This window comes from Nakamurella panacisegetis (genome assembly GCF_900104535.1).
Classification (GTDB): domain Bacteria; phylum Actinomycetota; class Actinomycetes; order Mycobacteriales; family Nakamurellaceae; genus Nakamurella; species Nakamurella panacisegetis.
The window spans coordinates 4,651,825-4,669,218 of the sequence record NZ_LT629710.1 but is presented as its reverse complement, the minus strand read 5'-3'; the positions used below and the strand labels follow the sequence as shown (position 1 = coordinate 4,669,218).

General features: G+C 69.9%; 17 protein-coding genes. 8 read left to right on the top strand and 9 right to left on the bottom strand.

All coding sequences use genetic code 11. From position 1 onward, the window contains the following. Positions 1-43: 43 nt before the first annotated feature. Positions 44-1,384: a cation:dicarboxylate symporter family transporter gene (locus BLS97_RS21050; protein ID WP_090480180.1), complete on the top strand. Its 1,341-nt coding sequence runs from the start codon at positions 44-46 to the stop codon at positions 1,382-1,384. Between the two features lie 118 nt (positions 1,385-1,502). Here the strand turns inward: BLS97_RS21050 and BLS97_RS21045 are convergent, their stop codons facing one another. After that, entirely contained in the window at positions 1,503-2,417 is a 915-nt protein-coding gene (locus BLS97_RS21045) for a helix-turn-helix transcriptional regulator (protein ID WP_090480177.1), read from the bottom strand. A gap of 103 nt (positions 2,418-2,520) precedes the next feature. On the opposite strand from BLS97_RS21045, the gene BLS97_RS21040 reads away from it, so the two are divergent. Both BLS97_RS21040 and BLS97_RS21035 read left to right on the top strand, forming a co-directional pair. Next, positions 2,521-2,988 (top strand): VOC family protein, encoded by a 468-nt coding sequence (locus BLS97_RS21040; protein WP_090480173.1) that lies wholly within the window; start codon positions 2,521-2,523, stop codon positions 2,986-2,988. A gap of 70 nt (positions 2,989-3,058) precedes the next feature. Beyond that, positions 3,059-3,850, top strand: coding sequence for a hypothetical protein (locus BLS97_RS21035; RefSeq protein WP_090480170.1), 792 nt, complete (start codon positions 3,059-3,061; stop codon positions 3,848-3,850). Here BLS97_RS21035 and BLS97_RS21030 read toward each other — a convergent pair. The 3 genes from BLS97_RS21030 to BLS97_RS21020 form a co-directional block, all read right to left on the bottom strand. After that, the gene (locus BLS97_RS21030; RefSeq protein WP_090480167.1) at positions 3,781-4,386 is read right to left on the bottom strand and encodes an FMN reductase; all 606 of its coding nucleotides are present in this window, start codon (positions 4,384-4,386) and stop codon (positions 3,781-3,783) included. The genes BLS97_RS21035 and BLS97_RS21030 overlap by 70 nt on opposite strands. Then, the gene (locus BLS97_RS21025; protein ID WP_090480164.1) at positions 4,383-5,495 is read right to left on the bottom strand and encodes an LLM class flavin-dependent oxidoreductase; all 1,113 of its coding nucleotides are present in this window, start codon (positions 5,493-5,495) and stop codon (positions 4,383-4,385) included. Before BLS97_RS21025 ends, BLS97_RS21030 begins: the two co-directional genes overlap by 4 nt. Before the next feature lie 118 nt (positions 5,496-5,613). Then, on the bottom strand, positions 5,614-6,762 hold the full coding sequence (locus tag BLS97_RS21020; protein WP_197676297.1) for a TDT family transporter: 1,149 nt from the start codon (positions 6,760-6,762) through the stop codon (positions 5,614-5,616). A gap of 79 nt (positions 6,763-6,841) precedes the next feature. On the opposite strand from BLS97_RS21020, the gene BLS97_RS21015 reads away from it, so the two are divergent. The 5 genes from BLS97_RS21015 (at position 6,842) to BLS97_RS20995 (ending at position 12,245) form a co-directional block, all read left to right on the top strand. Further along, positions 6,842-7,789: a LysR family transcriptional regulator gene (locus tag BLS97_RS21015; protein WP_090480157.1), complete on the top strand. Its 948-nt coding sequence runs from the start codon at positions 6,842-6,844 to the stop codon at positions 7,787-7,789. A gap of 37 nt (positions 7,790-7,826) precedes the next feature. After that, positions 7,827-8,849 (top strand): adenosine deaminase, encoded by a 1,023-nt coding sequence (locus tag BLS97_RS21010; protein WP_090480155.1) that lies wholly within the window; start codon positions 7,827-7,829, stop codon positions 8,847-8,849. Positions 8,850-9,040: 191 nt separating this feature from the next. Next, complete coding sequence (locus BLS97_RS21005; protein ID WP_172832318.1) at positions 9,041-10,597, top strand: sensor domain-containing diguanylate cyclase; 1,557 nt, start codon at positions 9,041-9,043, stop codon at positions 10,595-10,597. 297 nt (positions 10,598-10,894) lie between these two features. Next, entirely contained in the window at positions 10,895-11,416 is a 522-nt protein-coding gene (locus BLS97_RS21000) for a DUF3145 domain-containing protein (RefSeq protein WP_231988236.1), read from the top strand. A 94-nt stretch (positions 11,417-11,510) separates the two neighbouring features. Next, positions 11,511-12,245 carry an RAD23 family protein gene (locus BLS97_RS20995; protein ID WP_157695591.1) on the top strand — a complete coding sequence of 245 codons (735 nt, stop codon included), beginning with the start codon at positions 11,511-11,513 and terminating at the stop codon, positions 12,243-12,245. Between the two features lie 25 nt (positions 12,246-12,270). On the opposite strand, the gene BLS97_RS20990 is transcribed toward BLS97_RS20995, so the two are convergent. From BLS97_RS20990 to BLS97_RS20970, 5 genes are all read right to left on the bottom strand, one after another. Next, positions 12,271-13,692 carry an acyl-CoA carboxylase subunit beta gene (locus BLS97_RS20990; RefSeq protein ID WP_090482831.1) on the bottom strand — a complete coding sequence of 474 codons (1,422 nt, stop codon included), beginning with the start codon at positions 13,690-13,692 and terminating at the stop codon, positions 12,271-12,273. 134 nt (positions 13,693-13,826) lie between these two features. Then, complete coding sequence (locus BLS97_RS20985) at positions 13,827-15,050, bottom strand: beta-ketoacyl-[acyl-carrier-protein] synthase family protein (protein ID WP_090480144.1); 1,224 nt, start codon at positions 15,048-15,050, stop codon at positions 13,827-13,829. Then, positions 15,047-15,289: an acyl carrier protein gene (locus tag BLS97_RS20980; RefSeq protein WP_090480142.1), complete on the bottom strand. Its 243-nt coding sequence runs from the start codon at positions 15,287-15,289 to the stop codon at positions 15,047-15,049. The genes BLS97_RS20985 and BLS97_RS20980 overlap by 4 nt, the downstream gene beginning before the upstream one ends. 146 nt (positions 15,290-15,435) lie before the next feature. Beyond that, entirely contained in the window at positions 15,436-16,419 is a 984-nt protein-coding gene (locus BLS97_RS20975) for a beta-ketoacyl-ACP synthase III (RefSeq protein WP_090480139.1), read from the bottom strand. A 7-nt stretch (positions 16,420-16,426) separates the two neighbouring features. Continuing rightward, a complete protein-coding gene (locus BLS97_RS20970; protein WP_090480135.1) occupies positions 16,427-17,341 on the bottom strand; it encodes an ACP S-malonyltransferase in 915 nt (304 codons plus the stop codon). Positions 17,342-17,394 lie beyond the last annotated feature (53 nt).

Below are 17,394 nucleotides of genomic sequence, written 5' to 3'. Positions count from 1 at the left end.
GGTGATCAGGCGATCAAAGCCGATCAACCACCCGGGAGCCCCGATGACCACGATCCAGAGACCACCCACCGCGAAGACTCCGGGCGCGCTTCCCCCGGCGCCCCGCCGCAAGATCGGGGCCCACTGGCTCTACCTGGCGGTGATCGTCGCCGTGGTGGCCGGCACCGCCGTCGGGCTGATCTTCGGAAAGCACGCCAGCGGGCTGGCCGTCATCGGCACGGCGTTCGTCAACCTGATCAAGATGATGATCGGGCCGATCATCTTCTGCACCATCGTGCTGGGCATCGGATCGGTCCGAAAGGCCTCGCAGGTGGGCAAGGTGGGTGGTATCGCCCTCGCCTACTTCCTGGTCATGTCCACCTTCGCGTTGGCCCTCGGGTTGGTCGTCGGCAACCTGATCCATCCCGGTGACGGGCTGAAAGCGGCGGCGGCCACGGCGAAGTACACCGTCCCGCCGGTCTCCGGATCGGGCAACTTCCTGATCGACATCATTCCGACGACGCTCTTCTCCGCGCTCACCTTCGGGTCGGTGCTCCAGGCCCTGTTCGTGGCTCTGCTGGTCGGCTTCGCGGTCCAGTCGATGGGTAGCAAGGGCGAGCCGATCCTGAACGGGATCGCCGTCCTGCAGCGCCTGGTGTTCAAGATCCTGGCCGGATTGATGTGGCTGGCCCCGATCGGGGCCTTCGGCGCGATCGCCGGGGTGGTCGGGAGTGCGGGATGGTCGGCCATCGGTGCGCTGGGCCTGCTGGTCGCCGTCTTCTACGCCACGTGCGCGATCTTCGTCCTGGTCATCCTGGGCGCCCTGCTCCGCCTGACCACCGGCTTCTCCATCCTCAAACTCCTGTACTACCTACGTCAGGAATTCCTGCTGATCGTGGCCACCTCGTCGTCCGAGACCGCCCTTCCGCGCCTGATCGCCAAGATGGAGCACCTCGGCGTCTCCCGTCCGGTCGTCGGGATCGTGGTGCCGACCGGGTACTCGTTCAACCTCGACGGCACGGCCCTGCACCTGACGATGGCCTCGCTGTTCATCGGGAACGCATTGGGTACACCGTTGTCGATGGGCCAGCAGTTGTCCCTGCTGATCTTCATGGTGGTCGCGTCCAAGGGCGCCGCCGGGGTCACCGGCGCCGGTCTGGCCACCCTCGGCGGCGGTCTGGCCACGCACCGCCCCGACCTCGTCCCCGGTGTTGGACTGATCGTGGCGATCGACCGGTTCATGTCCGAGGCCAGGGCCCTGACCAACTTCTCGGGCAACGCCGTGGCCACCTTGGTGATCGGGGCCTGGGTCAAGCAGATCGACCACGACCAGGTCAACCGGGTTCTCGACCGGCAGGACCCGTTCGACGACTCCGACATGCTGGACGAGCAGAAGGCGCACTGATCGGTTGACCGTGAGGTCCGCACTCTCCTCCGGCGGCAGCGGCTGGGGCCGCCGCGACGGGTCAGCGGGTCGAGGCGGCGGCGTTGCGCACGGCCAGGCGAGCGAAGGCCGACGTCAGCTAGGGTGGACCGACCACGTCGATATCGGCGTCGAAGCGGTTGATCAGGGCGGCGAGCGCGATCCACGACCACGCGCCGGCGTGAAGGCGGCACTGTCGAGGGCCGAGGTCCTCGACAGTGCCGTCTCCGGTGAAGGGAAGTACCTCGGCGGCCGGCCGGTGCAGCACGACCGTTCCCCTGCACGGCCATCGGTCGCCGTGATCGGAGCCCTTGAACCGAGCCGCGATGAACGCGGCCACGTCCCCTCCGGGGATCTCGCGAGGTGCGAAGCGCGGGCCGTTCGGGGTGCGGAGCCAGAGGCGATCGGCACGGAAGGTGCGCCAAGCGTCGCGGTCGAGGTCCCAGGCGACGAGATACCAGCGGCCACCGGCGACGACGAGGTGGTGCGGCTCCACCCGGCGTGCCACCTTCCCCTGGGCGGCGTCGTCGGGGCGGCCGGAGTCGTAGTCGAAACGGAGCACCTCGTGGGCCCGGGTGGCGGTCGACAGCGCTATCAAGACCTCCGGTTCGACCCGCGCGTCACCGGGGCGGTGGGCGATGGCCGTGAATTCCAGGGCATCAAGGCGCAGGCGCAGGCGCGACGGCATCACCTGCCGAACGGTGGTCAGGGCCTGCAGGGCGGCTTCCTGGATACCGGCCCCGGTCACCGACGCCGCTCCGAGGGCGACGGCCAGTGCGAGGACCTGATCGTCGTCGAACAGCAGAGGCGGCAACTCGCTCCCGGCGTCGAGACGATAGCCGCCATCGGGTCCCATCGTCGCCTGGATGCGATATCCCATCTCCCGCAACCGATCCACGTCGCGCCGGACCGTGCGATGGCTGATGCCCAGACGTTCGGCGAGCACCGCACCGGGCCAGTCACGGCGGGTCTGCAGCAACGAGAGCAGACGGAGCAGCCTCGAGGTCGTCGTCATGTCTGACGATCCTATGGCCGGTCGAGGACCAAAACTGTCCTAGATGGATGGAAGGGTCGACCTGGTCGGGAACAGCCCGGCAGCAACCGAGACAGGAGCAGACATGGGCATCATCACCACGGCGCACCTCAACTTCCGCGGCGACGCGCGTGCGGCGCTGGAGGTCTACCAGTCCGTGTTCGGCGGCCGGCTCGTGATCGCCACCTATGGCGACTTCGGCCGACCGAAGGATGAGCCGGGCGCCGACCACGTCGTGTTCGGACAGGTGGAATCACCGGCCGGCTTCCGCGTGATGGCCTACGACACCGCGGTGACGACGGGCGGGTCCGGGCCGGTCCCGGGTTCGACGCGCCGCGAGGGCGGGATGACCGTCACCGACCAGCCCTTCTTCGTCTCCGTCCGCGGCGAGACGCTGGACGAGGTGCAGGGCTACTGGAACTCGCTCGGCGTCGGCGCGACGATCGTCGAGCCGCTCGCCGCGTCGGCGTGGAGTCCGGGCTTCGGGATGTTGACCGACACCTTCGGCGTCACCTGGGTCATGGACGTCGGGGCCGCGCACCGGGCGTCGTAGTGCCGGCGGCCGTTGTGGTCGGACCGGAATCCGATAGGCGACCCTCGAGCAGGGTCGATAGGGTCCATCCGTGGAACTGCTGTCATTGGCCGAGCGGCCGGACCTGATCGGCCCGATGTGGAGCATGCCCAGCCCCTGGCCCATCTTCATGACGATGGACCCGATAGGCGACGAGCTCTTCTCCCGGTTGCCGGACGTCTTCGCCGAGTTCCAGTTCGTGGCGCTCGGCGATCAGGGTGATGTGATCGCGAAGGTCAACAGCATCCCGTTCGTCTGGGACGGCACCGATGACGACCTCCCGATCAGCGGGTGGGACGGAGTGCAGGTGCGGGGCTTTGCCGACCAGCGGGCGGGGCGTGGCCCGAACGCAGTCTCGTTGCTGGAGGCCCGGATCGTCCCGGGTCATCTCGGCTCCGGCATGAGCGCGGCGCTGCTGCAGGCGGCGTGTGCCCGCGTGGCTGCGACCGGCATCCGCGACCTCTTCGGCCCCGTGCGGCCGGCGGCCAAGGCGGCCGAGCCACGCATGCCGATGGTCGAGTACGTGAACCGGATCCGGGAAGACGGGCTGCCGACCGACGGGTGGATCCGCACGCACGTCCGGCTCGGGGCACGGATCGTCAAGGTCTGTCCGACCTCGATGGCCGTACCCGGCTCCCTCGCGCAGTGGCGCGAGTGGACCGGGTTGCCGTTCGACAACTCGGGTCCGGTCGACGTACCCGGCGCGATCGCCCCTGTGCTGGTGAACGTGGACCAGGATTGCGCGGTCTACGTCGAGCCCAACGTCTGGCTACATCATCGACTCAGCAGTTCCTCGAACGACAACGGCAGGTCGAACGGATCGGCCTTGGCCGCAGCCGGCTGATCGTTGAGCATGGACACGAGTTCGCCGGCGGCCCGGTCGATCCGGGAGTTCAAGGAAGCGCCACCTTCGTCCGACCCGAAATCGTCGGTGGCGGCGAAGACCCCGGTGGGCGCGGTTGATGCCCGTAGGTAGGCCATCAACGGCCGGAGGGCGTATTCGAGGACCAGGGAATGGCGGGCGCTGCCGCCGGTGGCCGCGATCAAGGTCGGCTTGTCCGACAACGCATCCGGATCGATCACGTCGAAGAACGATTTGAACAGCCCGCTGTAGGACGCGCTGAACACCGGGGTCACGGCGATCAGCGCATCCGCGTTGGTCACGGTCTCGATGGCATCCCGCAGAGCCTCGTCCGGAAAGCCGGTCAACAGGTTGTTGGTGATCTCGTGGGCCAGCTGCCTGAGCTCGATGTGTACCACCTGGATCTCACCGATCGTGGAGATGCCGCGATCGGTGACGGCCTGGGCCAGCCGGCCGGCCAGCAGTCGAGTGGACGACGGCTGACTCAACCCGGCCGAGACGACAGCGATCCGCGTCATGCCCGCGCTCCGTCCAGGGCGGCCGCGTCCGCGATGGCCCTGGACTGGGCCAACAGGCTCTGGTGGGTCGGCGCCTCCGGTACGTGGGCCGGGCGCAGTGCGTCGAACTCGGACCGCAGGGTCGGGATGACCTGCTCGCCCAGGATGTCGAGCTGCTCGAGCACCGTCTTGAGCGGGAGGCCCGCGTGGTCCATCAGAAACAGCTGGCGCTGGTAGTCGCCGAAGGTCTCGCGGAAGCTCAACGTCCGGTCGATGACCTGCTCCGGGCTGCCGACGGTCAGCGGGGTCTGCCGCATGAAGTCCTCCAGCGACGGGCCGTACCCGTAGACCGGGGCGTGGTCGAAGTAGGGACGGAACTGCTTGACCGCCTCCTGGGAGTTCTTGTGCAGGAACACCTGGCCGCCGAGGCCGACGATGGCCTGGTCGGCGGAGCCGTGCCCGTAGTGCTCGAACCGCGAGCGGTACAGGCCGATCAGCCGCTTGTAGTGCTCCTTGGGCCAGAAGATGTGGTTGGCGAAGAACCCGTCGCCGTAGTAGGCGGCCTGTTCGGCGATCTCCGGGGTGCGGATCGAGCCGTGCCAGACGAACGGCGGCACGTCGTCCAGTGGGCGCGGGGTCGAGGTGAACCCGCGCAGCGGGGTGCGGAACTTGCCCTTGAAGTCCACGACGTCCTCGCGCCAGAGCCGGCGCAGCAGCGCATAGTTCTCGATGGCCAGCTCGACGCCCTTGGTGATGTCCTGACCGAACCACGGGTACACCGGTCCGGTGTTGCCGCGGCCCATCATCAGGTCGACCCGGCCGTCGGCCAGGTGCTGGAGCATCGCGAAGTCCTCGGCGATCTTCACCGGGTCGTTCGTCGTGATCAGGGTGGTCGATGTGGACAGGATCAGCTTTTCGGTTCGGGCCGCGATGTAGCCGAGCATGGTGGTCGGCGACGACGGCACGAACGGCGGGTTGTGGTGCTCGCCGGTGGCGAACACGTCCAGCCCGACCTCTTCGGCCTTGATCGCGATGGCGACCATCGCCTTGATGCGCTCGGCCTCGGTCGGTGTCGTCCCGTTGGTGGGGTCCGTCGTGACGTCTCCGACGGTGAAGATTCCGAACTGCATGGTGCGCTCCTCGTGTGGTGCCGAACTGGTTGACTGGTCAACTACCAGCTGCCCTGCACAACAGTACCGGGAGGAGGTTAATTCCATGCGCCCGCATGGACCGCGCCGACGCGGGCGGTCAGGCCGGAAGGAAGACCCGGCCGGTCACCGATCCGCGCAGCGTGTGGGTGGCCACGGTGGCCCAGGCGCCCAGCAGGACGCCGTACAGGACCACCGCGGTGGCGTGGATCAGAGTCGATCCCGAGGTGGTGCCGAGTCCGGCGGCGCCGGTGACGCAGGTGCCGATCGGGAAGGTGAAACTCCACCAGGTCAGCGAGAACGAGAGGTGGCGCCGGGCCGCGTGCACGGTCAGCGCGACGGCCAGGCCGAACATCAGGACTCCGAAGCCGCCCATGGCAACGCCGTAGATCAGGCCGAAGACCCGGAGACCATCGGCGAACGGTTGACCGAGGGCCGACCCGGCGGCGTTCCCGAGCAGATTGACCGCCGTGATCGACTGCCCGATCATGCCGAGGGTGATCCACACCGTGGGGGCGGCCTGGACCGGCGGCAGGCCGTCGTGGACGAGCCGGGAGTAGATGAGCGTCATCGTGATCAGGCCGATGAACAGGCTGAGCCCGAACATGCCGTAGCAGGCCAGTAGCAGGTCGAGGCGGGCCTGACCGGCTGGGACGTGCGGGAGCAGGAGGGCGCCGGTGGACGCCGAGACCATGGGCGGCACGATGGGCATCAGCCACGCCGGGAGTGCGGTGACCCCCGTGCGGTCCGACCGCGTGATCATCCGGAACGGAACGGCCAGGCTGGTGGCCAGACCGGTCAGCGTCCCGATCGTCCACAGCAGGAAGTCGACGGCGACCGCCGCGTGGATGCCGATGACGTCCCGGCCCACCAGCAGCGTGCCCGCGCCGACGGTGAGCAGGGCCATCGGGGGTGCGCCGTAGAACTGGCTCATCACCGGATGGTCGGCGTAGGTCCGGGCCCGGTCGCGATGGCGGGCCCAGTGCACGGCGAACGCGACGGTCAGACCGGCCAGGGCAACGGTGGCCAGCAGCCACACGCCGACGGCGAACCCGCGCAGCGCGACGACGTGGACCGGCAGGCCGGCGGCGGCGTTGGCCACGATTCCGGTGCCCATCACTGAGGCGAACCAGTTCGGCGTGATGTTCTCGAACACCTGCCCCGGGCGCCGCAGTTCGCGCAGGAAGGTTCGGAGGGACGGCGGGGGAGTCGGGGTGGTTCGGGATCGGGTCGGGGTCGCAGTACTCACCCTGATCACGATTCCGCTCGGCGGGGAACCTCGGTAGTGGGCAATGCCTTGTCGCGGTACAAGCGTTCCTTGTGGTCAGATGGCGAACGTGCTCAGTCGAAAGGTCCCGGATCTCATCGGTCTGCAACTCCTGCTGGCGGTCCAGGACACCGGGAGCCTGGCTGCGGCCGGGTCCGTCCTCGGCATCTCGCAGCAGGCCGCCTCGCTGCGCATGCGCGCCATGGAGGCCCAGATCGGGTTGCCCCTGGTGGCGCGCAGCAGTCACGGCTCGTCCCTGACGACGGCCGGTGCCCTGGTCGCCGGGTGGGCCGCCCCGGTGATCCAGGCTGCGGACCGGTTGGATGCCGGCATCGGTTCGCTGCGGACCACCCGGAACGCACACCTGAGGGTGGCCGCCAGCCTGACCATCGCCGAACATCTGGCTCCGCGTTGGTTCCTGGCCCTGCGGGCCGGTCAACAGCGCCGCGGCGACGATCTGACCGACCTCGAACTGACCACCGCCAACAGCGACGCCGTGGTCAGGGCCGTGCTGGACGGATCGGCCGACCTGGGATTCGTCGAAGCGCCCGGAGCACCCGCGGCCGTGCGCTCCAAGGTGGTTGGGCAGGACCACCTGGTCGTGGTCGCCGCACCCGGGCATCCGTGGACGCGACCGGGCCGGTCCGTGTCCCCGGAGGAGCTGGCCCGCACCCCGCTGGTCAGCCGGGAGCGCGGGTCGGGGACGCGCGAGGCCTTCGTCAAGGGCTTGCTGGCCCTGGTGTCCCGGGACGTCGAACTGTCCCATCCGGTCATCGAACTGGCGACCACGGCCGCCGTCCGAGCGGCGATCGCCGCCGGAACGGCACCTGGAGCCCTCAGCGCGCTCGCCGTGGCCGACGACCTGGCGCTCGGGCGGTTGGTCCAGGTGCACGTGGACGGGCTGGATCTCCGTCGCCAACTGCGGGCGGTGTGGCGCGACAGCCCGCAGCCCCCGGCCGGACCGGCGCGGGATCTGGTGGCGGTCGCGGTGTGGTCGAGCCGAGCCTGACCGGCCGGGGCCGCGCCTTCTGGAATGCTGTGCATCCGTGACCGATCTTTCAGCTTTCATTGCCGGCCTGCCCAAGGCGGAACTGCACGTGCACCACGTCGGATCGGCCTCCCCGACGGCGGTGGCGGCACTCGCCGCCCGTCACGCGGGATCGACCCGGGTGCCGGCCGATCCCGCGTCGCTGGCCGAGTACTTCACGTTCACCGACTTCGCCCACTTCGTCGAGGTCTACCTGTCGGTGGTCGACCTGATCCGCGACGCGGACGACGTGCACACCCTGACCTACGAGGTGGCGCGCGGCCTGGCCGGCCAGAACGTTCGGTACGCCGAGGTGACCGTCACCCCGTTCACCTCGGTCCGGGCCGGCGTCGCCGCCCCGGAGTTCTGCGCGGCCATCGAGGACGCGCGGCTCCAGGCCGAGCGTGACTTCGGCATCGCCTTGCGCTGGTGCTTCGACATCCCCGGTGAGGCGGGGCCGGAAGCGGCGGACGCCACCCTGGAGATCGCACTCACGCAGCAGCCGGCCGGCCTGATCAGTTTCGGCCTCGGTGGACCGGAGATCGGGGTGCCCCGGCCGCAGTTCGCCCGCCATTTCGCGGCGGCCAGGGCGGCCGGGCTGCACAGTGCGCCGCACGCCGGGGAGTCCACCGGTCCGCAGACGGTCTGGGACGCGATCGAGCACCTCGGCGCGGAGCGGATCGGCCACGGCATCGCCGCCGCCCAGGACCCGCGGTTGATGGCCTACCTGGCCGACCACGGCATCGCTCTCGAGGTCTGCCCGACGTCGAATGTGTGCACCCGGTCCGTCCGTTCGCTGGCCGAGCATCCGCTGCCCGCTCTGGCCGCGGCCGGGGTGCCGGTGACCATCAACTCCGACGATCCGCCGATGTTCTCCACCACGCTCAACCGGGAGTACGAGGTCGCGGCGGACCTGCTGGGGTTGGATGCGTCCGGGATCGCCGGGCTGGCCATGGCGGCGGCCCAGTACTCGTTCGCCCCGGCGGCGGAGAAGGCGCAACTGGTGGAGCAGATCGACCGGTATCGGCAGGCGGCCGGCTGAAAACGGCGGTGGCCGGCAGAGAAAGGCCGTGTCGCAGGCCGCAAATCGTGACTGTGGGCGTATAGTTCGTAACACAAAGTCACAAATCGCGCTTGCGTCTTCGAAGGCGGCCCGCCATGAGCGACCGGACGGTGGTACCGGAGCATGCTCGGCCGTCGCCCGGTGGCCCCCCCGGCCGATCTGCCCGGCAGGTGGGCCTGGCAACGGCCGCCGCCGCCTTCGGATCCGCGACCCTGGCCGTGCTGGTCCTGTTGATCGTCTCCGACGCGCGCCCGGAGGTGCGAACGTCCTTCCTGGTCCTGGCCGTCGCCGGCGCCGGAGCATCGACGTGGGGCTGGTGTGCGCTACGGCGTCTGGGTGGGCCGGACGCGACCGCGGCCAGGATGGCGGTGGGTCACGACGGCCGCTTCCGCGAGATGTTCTACGCCAGTCCGGTCGGCATGGCCCTGGCCGACGAGCAGGGACTCTTCGTCGAGGTGAACCCGGCCTGGTGCCGGTTGCTGGGACGGGCGCCGGACGAGCTGGTCGGCCGCCCATGGAGCGAGTTCACCCACCGCGACGATCTCGACCAGCAGGGGGCGATGGAAGGTCTGGTGGACGACGGCGCCGACGACGGCGGGGTCCTCCGGGTGGAGAAGCGCTGGGTCCGGCCCGACGGTGGAGTGCGCTGGGGCTGGTTGTCGGTCGCGCCGGTGCACGGACCGCTCGGCCAGCGGTGGACCCTGGCCCACGCGCAGGATGTGACCGAGCGTAAGCGCCGGGAGTCCACCTTGCAGCAATCGCAGGCCACCCTGACCGCGACAGCCCGGGTCGCCCGTTGTGTCCAATCGGGGGAGGATCCGCGTCCGGTGCTGACTGCCGAGGTGCGATGGCTGGCCCAGGCCGCGTCGGTGAGCATCCTCGAGTCGGGCGCGTCCGGCACGTTGACCGTGACCCAGTGCCTCGGGCACGATCTGGCCGGTGCCGAGATCCGGACCACGGCCGGGGCGGCCGGCCGGATCTGGGCCGGCGGCGCGGCCGAGATGATCGGTGCGGACGGCGGCGACGACTGGGGTTTCGGTCCGCTTCCGGCGCCGGCGTCGACTGCCACCGCCTGGTGGGAACCCCTGATGGACGGGCGGACGATCATCGGCGTCCTGGCGGTCACCTGGGCCCGCGAACTGGACGGCCCGGCTGATCCGGCCGTCGCGGCGGTGAAGGCGCTGGCCGCCGAGGTCGGCTCGGTGCTCACCGCGGCCCGGGTGCGGATGGAACTCGAGGCGCTGGCCGACACCGATGCCCTGACCGGTTTGGAGAACCGCCGCGGGTGGCAGACCCGCCTGCGTGAGCTGTCCGCCTCGACCCGCCGCAGTGGCCGGCCGCTGACCCTGGCCATCGTGGATCTGGATCACTTCAAGCTGTACAACGATGCCTACGGCCATCATCACGGCGATGCCCTGCTCCGGACCTTCGCGGCCCGGGCCCAAGCCCAGTTGCGCCAGGCCGACGTCATCGCCCGCTGGGGCGGCGAGGAGTTCGCGATCGCGTTGCCCGGCTGTGGTTCGACCGATGCCGGCCCGCTGCTGGACCGCCTGCGCACGGTCGTGCCCGACGGTCAGACCTGCTCGATCGGCTACGCCACGCTTCTTCCGGACGAGTCGGGATCCGAGTGCCTGGTCCGGGCCGACGCGATGCTCTACCGAGCCAAGCGGGAGGGCCGCAACCGGATCGTCGGCGGCGTGGACGTGGTGGCCCGACCGGCCGACTGACCGATTCCGAACCCGGGTGGAACCATCGCTCGCTGTGGCGGGTCAGGGCGCTCCGCCCGGGCCGGACAACGCTGTCGGTGACGCAGCGTGACCGCCGGGCCGGGCCGTTGCCGCCCGATGTGTGGTCCCGGTCTGATTCGGGTGAAGGGCTGGCGCAACGGTCGGATCAGAGTGCACAATGGCCACAGCACGGTGATCCAGCCACTTTGGTCACAGCCCAATTGAAGCGAGCACGGCCGATCTTCGGTAGAGACATCCACGTTGGGGAAGACGATGGAGCTCGAACGGAGGTGGACAGTGACGACTCGTGAATCGAACACGCCCCGGGGTACGTCCCAGGGCGTTATTTTCGTGCACTCGGCGCCCGCGGCGATCTGCCCGCACGTCGAATGGGCGATCTCCGGCGTGATCGGAGACCGTGTCTCGCTGTCCTGGACGGCTCAGCCGGCCTCGCCGGGGCAGCTGCGGGCCGAGGTCAGCTGGAAGGGTGAGCCCGGTACGGCTGGGCGGATCGCCTCCGCCCTGCGCGCCTGGCCGATGCTGCGCTTCGAGATCACCGAGCACGGCAACGCTGTCTCCGACGGCGAACGGGTCTGCCATCTGCCCGGCCGTGGGATCTGGCGGACCGCGGTGTCGGCCAACGGCGACGTGGTGCTGGGGGAGGACCAGATCCGATCACTGATGGAGCGGGCCACCAGCCTCGACGGCCTGCGTCACGCGCTGTCCTGCGCCATCGGTGCCGACGTCGACGCCGAACTCGAGCCGTACCGAAGGGCCGGCGAAGGCACGCCGGTCACCTGGTTGCACCAGGTCGGCTGAGCCCTCGAAAGCCCACCGCGGACAACCTCGTCGATCCTGAGGCGTCCTTCGGTCGTCACCGGCGATGGCCGGGTCGGTCGAGAGGGCAGGGCATTTGGCAACCAGAAGTCATCGGCTGACGATCGCGCTGCTGGCCGGCCTGGTCGTGGTGCTGGTGGCGGGTGGAGCGTCGGCCGTGGCGGTCTCCCGGCACGAGCAGCGTTCGTCCGCGGACGGGACGATCGGCCGGACCACCCAGAGCACCGCCGGTCCTTCCGCGACGGCGCCCAGGCCGACGTCGTCGGGCCGAACCCGGCACAGCGACAGCCCGGCGCCCGCCTCCGCCGCCCCCACGGTCGCCGCGTCGGCGCCGGCGTCCTCGGTGGTCGCATCGTCGCCCCAGCCGCAGAGCGACCCGTCCACCGCCCCGGCCGGCCCCTCGAACAACCTGACCGTGATGATGTCTCCCGCCGTCCGGGCCCATCCCCGGTCGCAGGAGGTCCAGCAGTTGCTGCAGTCCTACTTCGACGCGATCAACCAGCACGACTACGCCAGTTGGACCCAGTCGGTGACCGGCGCGTTGGCCGCCCGGCAGAACAATCAGCAGTGGCTCCTGGCCTACGCGACCACGGTCGACTCGAGCATCTGGATGCAGTCGATGAGCGACGACCCGCTCGAGGTCCAGATGCGGTTCACCTCGCAGCAGGACGCCGATCTGGCCCCGAGCGACCTGCAGGTCGCCTGCATCCATTGGTCTCTGATCTACCAGTTCAGCACCGAGGACGGCCACCTGGTCGTCGGTTCAACGATCCAGGGCAGCGTCAAGTACGTGAAGTGCGCGGGCCAGTAGCCGGACGCGACCGAACCACCGCGCGCTACAGCGGGATGTTGCCGTGCGCTCCACGACCGGCCGGAGCGGAGGCCAGGGCCTCGGCCACCCGACGGCGGGTCTCGGCCGGGGTGATGACCTCGTCCACCACCCCGAGTTCCAGAGCGCGGTTGACGCCGCCGGCAACCTTCTCGTGCTCGATGGCCAGGGCGGCGTGCAGGGCTTCGCGTTCGTCGTCGGGAGCGGCGGCCAGCTTGCGCTTGTGCAGGATGCCGACGGCCGCCTTGGCGCCCATGACGGCGATCTCGGCGTCCGGCCAGGCGAACACGGCGGTGGCCCCCAGGGCCTTGGAGTTCATCGCGATGTAGGCCCCGCCGTAGGACTTGCGGGTGACCAGGGTGACCCGTGGGACCACGGCCTCGGCGAAGGCGTGCAACAGCTTCGCCCCGCGGCGGACCACGCCGTCCCACTCCTGCCCGACGCCCGGCAGGTAGCCCGGCACGTCCACGATGACCAGCAGCGGGATGCCGAAGGCGTCGCACATCCGGACGAATCGGGACGCCTTCTCGGCCGACGTCGAGTCCAGGCAGCCGCCGAGCCGGAGCGGGTTGTTGGCCACGATGCCGACGCTGCGACCGACCAGGCGCCCGAGGCCGATGACGATGTTCGGCGCCCAGCGGGCCTGTAGTTCCTCCATCGGCTCGTCGAGAATCTTGTCGATCAGCGGTTTGACGTTGTAGGCGCGATTGCGCTGCTCCGGGAGCACCTTGTCCAGCTCCGGGTCGTCGGACATGCCGGCCACGCCGGCGATGCCGGGTCGGGAGAACAGCGAGGAGACCCGGCGAGCGCGGACATAGGCGTCGTCCTCGGAATCGGAGACGATGTGCACCACACCGGACTTCCGGCCGTGGGCGGACGGGCCGCCCAGGGCCTCCATGTCCACCTGCTCCCCGGTGACCGAGCGCACCACGTCCGGACCGGTCACGAAGATCCGGCCCTCCGGCGACATGATCACCACATCGGTGAGGGCCGGACCGTAGGCGGCACCGCCGGCCGCCGGGCCGAGAACGACCGAGATCTGCGGAACCCGGCCGGACGCGCGCACCATGGCCGCGAAGACCTGGCCGACGCCGTCGAGCGCCTCGACGCCCTCGGCCAGCCGGGCGCCGCCGGAGTGCCAGATGCCGATGACCGGGATACGTTCCCGGATCGCGGCATCGATGGCGTCGACGATGTGCCGGCAGCCGGCCGAACCCATGGCGCCGCCCATCCGGGTGCCATCGGTGCAGTAGGCGATCACCTTCGCACCGTCGATGCGCCCGCGGACGACCGAGACGCCGGAGGTGTCGGTGCCGTGCAGTGGCACCACGGTTCCCAGGTCGAGCAACTTCGCGAGCCGGACCTCCGGCTCGCGGAAATCGAGTTGGCGCGGGCCGGGGGTGGTCGGGACCGACGGTTCGACGGTGATGCTCACACTTGCTCCTGACGTCCGCCTGGCGCCGACAGGGGCGGACCGGGCGAGGATGTGGTTCGGGCCGGCCCTGCGCGTGAGCTCCCGTTCGGACGGCAGCCCACGCGCGGGGCGGGACGGGCGAGAAGCGCCTACTTCGTGAAGATCAGCGCGACGTTGTGGCCGCCGAACCCGAACGAGTTGTTCAGGGCCGCGGTCACCGTGGTCTCACGGTTGGTGGTGGCGATATCGGCGTGCACCGCCGGATCCAGATGGAAGATGTTGCGCGTGCCCGGGATGATCCCGTACTTCAGGGTCAGCACCGTCGCAATGCTCTCCACGGCTCCGGTCGCGCCGAGCATGTGGCCGGTCATCGACTTGTTGGCCGTGAGCACCACCTGGTCACCGAAGATCTGGACGGCCGTGTTGGCCTCCGGGACGTCGCCCACCGGGGTCGAAGTGGCGTGGGCGTTGACGTGCCCGATCTCCGATGCCGACATGCCGGCCGACTTGAGCGCCTTCCCGATGGCCCGCGCGGCCCCGTCGCCGTTCGGGTCCGGCGCGCTGACGTGGTAGGCGTCGTTCGACATGCCGACCCCGGCCAGCCGCCCGTAGATCTTGGCGCCCCGTGCCTTGGCGTGTTCGGCGTTCTCCAGCACGACCATGCCGGCGCCCTCACCCAGGACGAAACCGTCACGGTCGATGTCCCAGGGACGGGACGCGGTCTGCGGATCGTCGTTGCGGGTGCTCATGGCGCGCATCTGGGAGAACCCGGCAATGGGCAGCGGATGGATGCAGGCCTCGGCCCCGCCGGCGATGACCACGTCCACCTCGCCCGACTTGATCAGACGGAAAGCCCAGGCCAGAGCCTCGGCGCCGGAGGCGCAGGCGGAGACCGGGGCGTGGACGGCGCCGCGGGCCTTGACCCACAGGGCCACCGTGGCCGCGGGTCCGTTGGGCATGAGCATGGGGACGGTCAGGACCGCCACCTTGCGCAGTCCCTCGGTCTCCAACAGGTCGTCCTGGTTCATCAGGCTGACCGCGCCGCCGATGCCAGTACCGACCACGACGCCGAGCCGCTCCGGATCCATCTCCGGGGCACCCGCATCGGCCCAGGCCTCGCGGGCGGCGATCAGGGCGACCTGTTCGCTGCGATCCAACCGGCGTGCTTCCACGCGGGGGAGCACCTCGGTCGGTTCCACCTTGAGTGCTGCTCCGATACGGACCGGCAGGTCGTACTGCGCCACCCTGGGGTCGGTCAGCGGACCAACGCCGCTGACGCCGTCGAGCAGGGCCTGCCAGGTGTCCTGGGCCGTCCCGCCGATGGGGGTGGTCGCGCCGATGCCGGTGACTACGACGTCGTGGTCGACTGTCATGCCTTGTTGGCCTCGATGTACGTGACGGCGTCACCCACGGTCTTGAGCTTGGCCAGCTCGTCATCCGGGATCTTCACGCCGAACTTGTCTTCGGCCTGCACCGCGATCTCGACCATCGACAACGAGTCGATGTCCAGGTCGTCGGTGAAGGACTTGTCGGCGGTGACGTCGGCAGCCGGGACGCCGGCGACCTCTTCGACGATCTCGCCGAGGCCGGCGAGGGTGTCCTCGTTGCTCACGGTTGGTTCCTTTCGTGGTGATGTTCTCCTCCGGGGATCCGGTGGAGGTCGCGCGGTCTGACGAGCCGATGCGCAGGGGACAGTGTTTCAGCCGGAGCCGTCACTTCCGTCATCGCCCAGCGGGTGTCGCGCCCGGGAGTGGCCCGTCACGGACACCGGAAGACCTGCCCGGCGTAGGTGAGTCCGGCGCCGAAGCCGACCGCCAGGACCATCTCGCCGGGGGACACGTCGCCCGCCTCGCGCATCCGGTCGAGCGCGATCGGGATGGAGGCCGATGACGTGTTGCCGGAAGTGACGATGTCCTTGGCGACCCGCAGATCGGGCCGGGCGCCGGAACTGATCAGCTTCTTGGCGATGGCCTCGACGATCCGCAGGTTGGCCTGATGGGTGACCAGCACGTCGATGTCGGCCAGCTGCAGGCCGGCCAGTTCCACCGCGCGGATGGCGACCGGTGCGATGGCGGCGGTCGCCCACCGGAACACGGCCTGGCCTTCCTGGATGAAGCTGGCGTCCCTGGTCTCGATGCGGATGGCCTGGGTCTGGGTCTCGTCGCTGCCCCAGGCCACCGGTCCGATGCCCGGTTCGTCGGCGGCGGTGACCACCGCGGCGCCGGCGCCGTCACCGAAGATGATCGCCGTGGCCCGGTCGACCGGGTCGGTCCAGGCCGTGAGCTTCTCCGAACCGACGACCAGCACCGTGCGGGCGCTGCCGCCCCGGATGGCGTTGTCCGCCGCGGCCAGCGCGTAGCAGAAGCCGGCGCAGGCGGCGTTGAGGTCGAACGAGCCGGGCGCGTGGATGCCGAGAGTGGCGGCGATCTGGGTGGAGGAGTGCGGGACCTGGGTCTCGGCGGTGCAGGACGCCACGATGACGGTGTCGATGTCACTAGGGTCGAGCCCGGCGTCGGCCAGCGCCTTGGCACCGGCGATGGCGCCCATCGAGGCAACGGTGTCGGTGTCGGCGCCGACATGACGTTCGGCAATCCCTACCCGGCTCTGGATCCACTGGTCGTTGGTGTCCATGATCTTCGACAGGTCGTCGTTGGTGACGACCTTGTCGGGCCGGTAGTGACCCAGTCCGACGATCTTGGAACCGGCGACCGGGGCCGGCTGGGAAATCTTCGCAACTGTCATGTGGTTCTCAGACCTCGCTGTGTTCGTCGATGAAGGCCGCGGCCTTGTCCAGATCGTCCGGGGTTTTCAGAGCGAGGGTGGCCACACCCTTCAGATCGCGCTTGATCAGCCCGATCAGCGTGCCGGCGGGGGGCAGCTCCAGCACACCGGTGACGCCGAGGGCGGCCAGGGTGGCCATGCACGAGTCCCACCGCACCGGGCGAGTGACCTGTGCGGTGAGCAGATCGAGGTAGGCCCGGCCCGACGTCACGACGTGACCGTCGGAGTTGGTCAGCAGCGGCCGGGACGGGTCGGTGGCCTCCACCCCGGTCAGGTATTCGGCCACCGCGTTCTGAGCCGGGGACATGTAGGCGGTGTGGAAGGCGCCGGCCACCGGCAGCGGGATGACGCGCGCGCCGGCCGGCGGGTGGGCGGCCAACGCGGCCAGGGCGTCGGTGGCACCGGCGGCGACGATCTGGCCGCCGCCGTTCACGTTGGCCCCCACCAGTTCCAGTGCGTTCAGAGCGTCGAGCACGGCATCGGTGTCACCGCCCAGGACGGCCGACATCGAGGTCGGGGTGAGGGCGCAGGCCCTGGCCATCGCGGCGCCCCGGATACCGGCCGCGCGCACTGCGGTCTCGGCGTCGATCACGCCCGCCACCGCGGCGGCAGCCAATTCGCCGACGGAGTGACCGGCCGACGCCGCGTCGGCCGGGATGGTCAGGGTGGTGGCGGCCAGCAGGGCCGACGCCACGACCAGGGGCTGGGTGACGGCGGTGTCCTTGATCTCGTCGGCGTCAGCGGTGGTGCCGAGTCGGATGAGGTCGATTCCGCCGGCGGCGGCGAAGGATTCGGCCAGGGCGGAGAGTCCGGTCACCTCCAGCCAGGGAACGAGCATTCCGGGCTTCTGAGCTCCCTGTCCAGGGGCGACTATGGCCAGCACGCCTACTACCCAACCACGCCGCGCCGGATCCGGTGTGAGCGAGGGGCACCAAG

Excerpts from the sequence above, each read along its gene's own strand:
- BLS97_RS20975 (WP_090480139.1), bottom strand. The coding sequence starts at position 16,419 with ATGACAGTTGCGAAGATTTCCCAGCCGGCCCCGGTCGCCGGTTCCAAG.
- BLS97_RS20985 (WP_090480144.1), bottom strand. The coding sequence starts at position 15,050 with ATGACAGTCGACCACGACGTCGTAGTCACCGGCATCGGCGCGACCACC.
- BLS97_RS21045 (WP_090480177.1), bottom strand. The coding sequence starts at position 2,417 with ATGACGACGACCTCGAGGCTGCTCCGTCTGCTCTCGTTGCTGCAGACC.
- BLS97_RS21050 (WP_090480180.1), top strand. The coding sequence starts at position 44 with ATGACCACGATCCAGAGACCACCCACCGCGAAGACTCCGGGCGCGCTT.
- BLS97_RS21015 (WP_090480157.1), top strand. The coding sequence starts at position 6,842 with ATGGCGAACGTGCTCAGTCGAAAGGTCCCGGATCTCATCGGTCTGCAA.
- BLS97_RS21025 (WP_090480164.1), bottom strand. The coding sequence starts at position 5,495 with ATGCAGTTCGGAATCTTCACCGTCGGAGACGTCACGACGGACCCCACC.
- BLS97_RS21030 (WP_090480167.1), bottom strand. The coding sequence starts at position 4,386 with ATGACGCGGATCGCTGTCGTCTCGGCCGGGTTGAGTCAGCCGTCGTCC.
- BLS97_RS21040 (WP_090480173.1), top strand. The coding sequence starts at position 2,521 with ATGGGCATCATCACCACGGCGCACCTCAACTTCCGCGGCGACGCGCGT.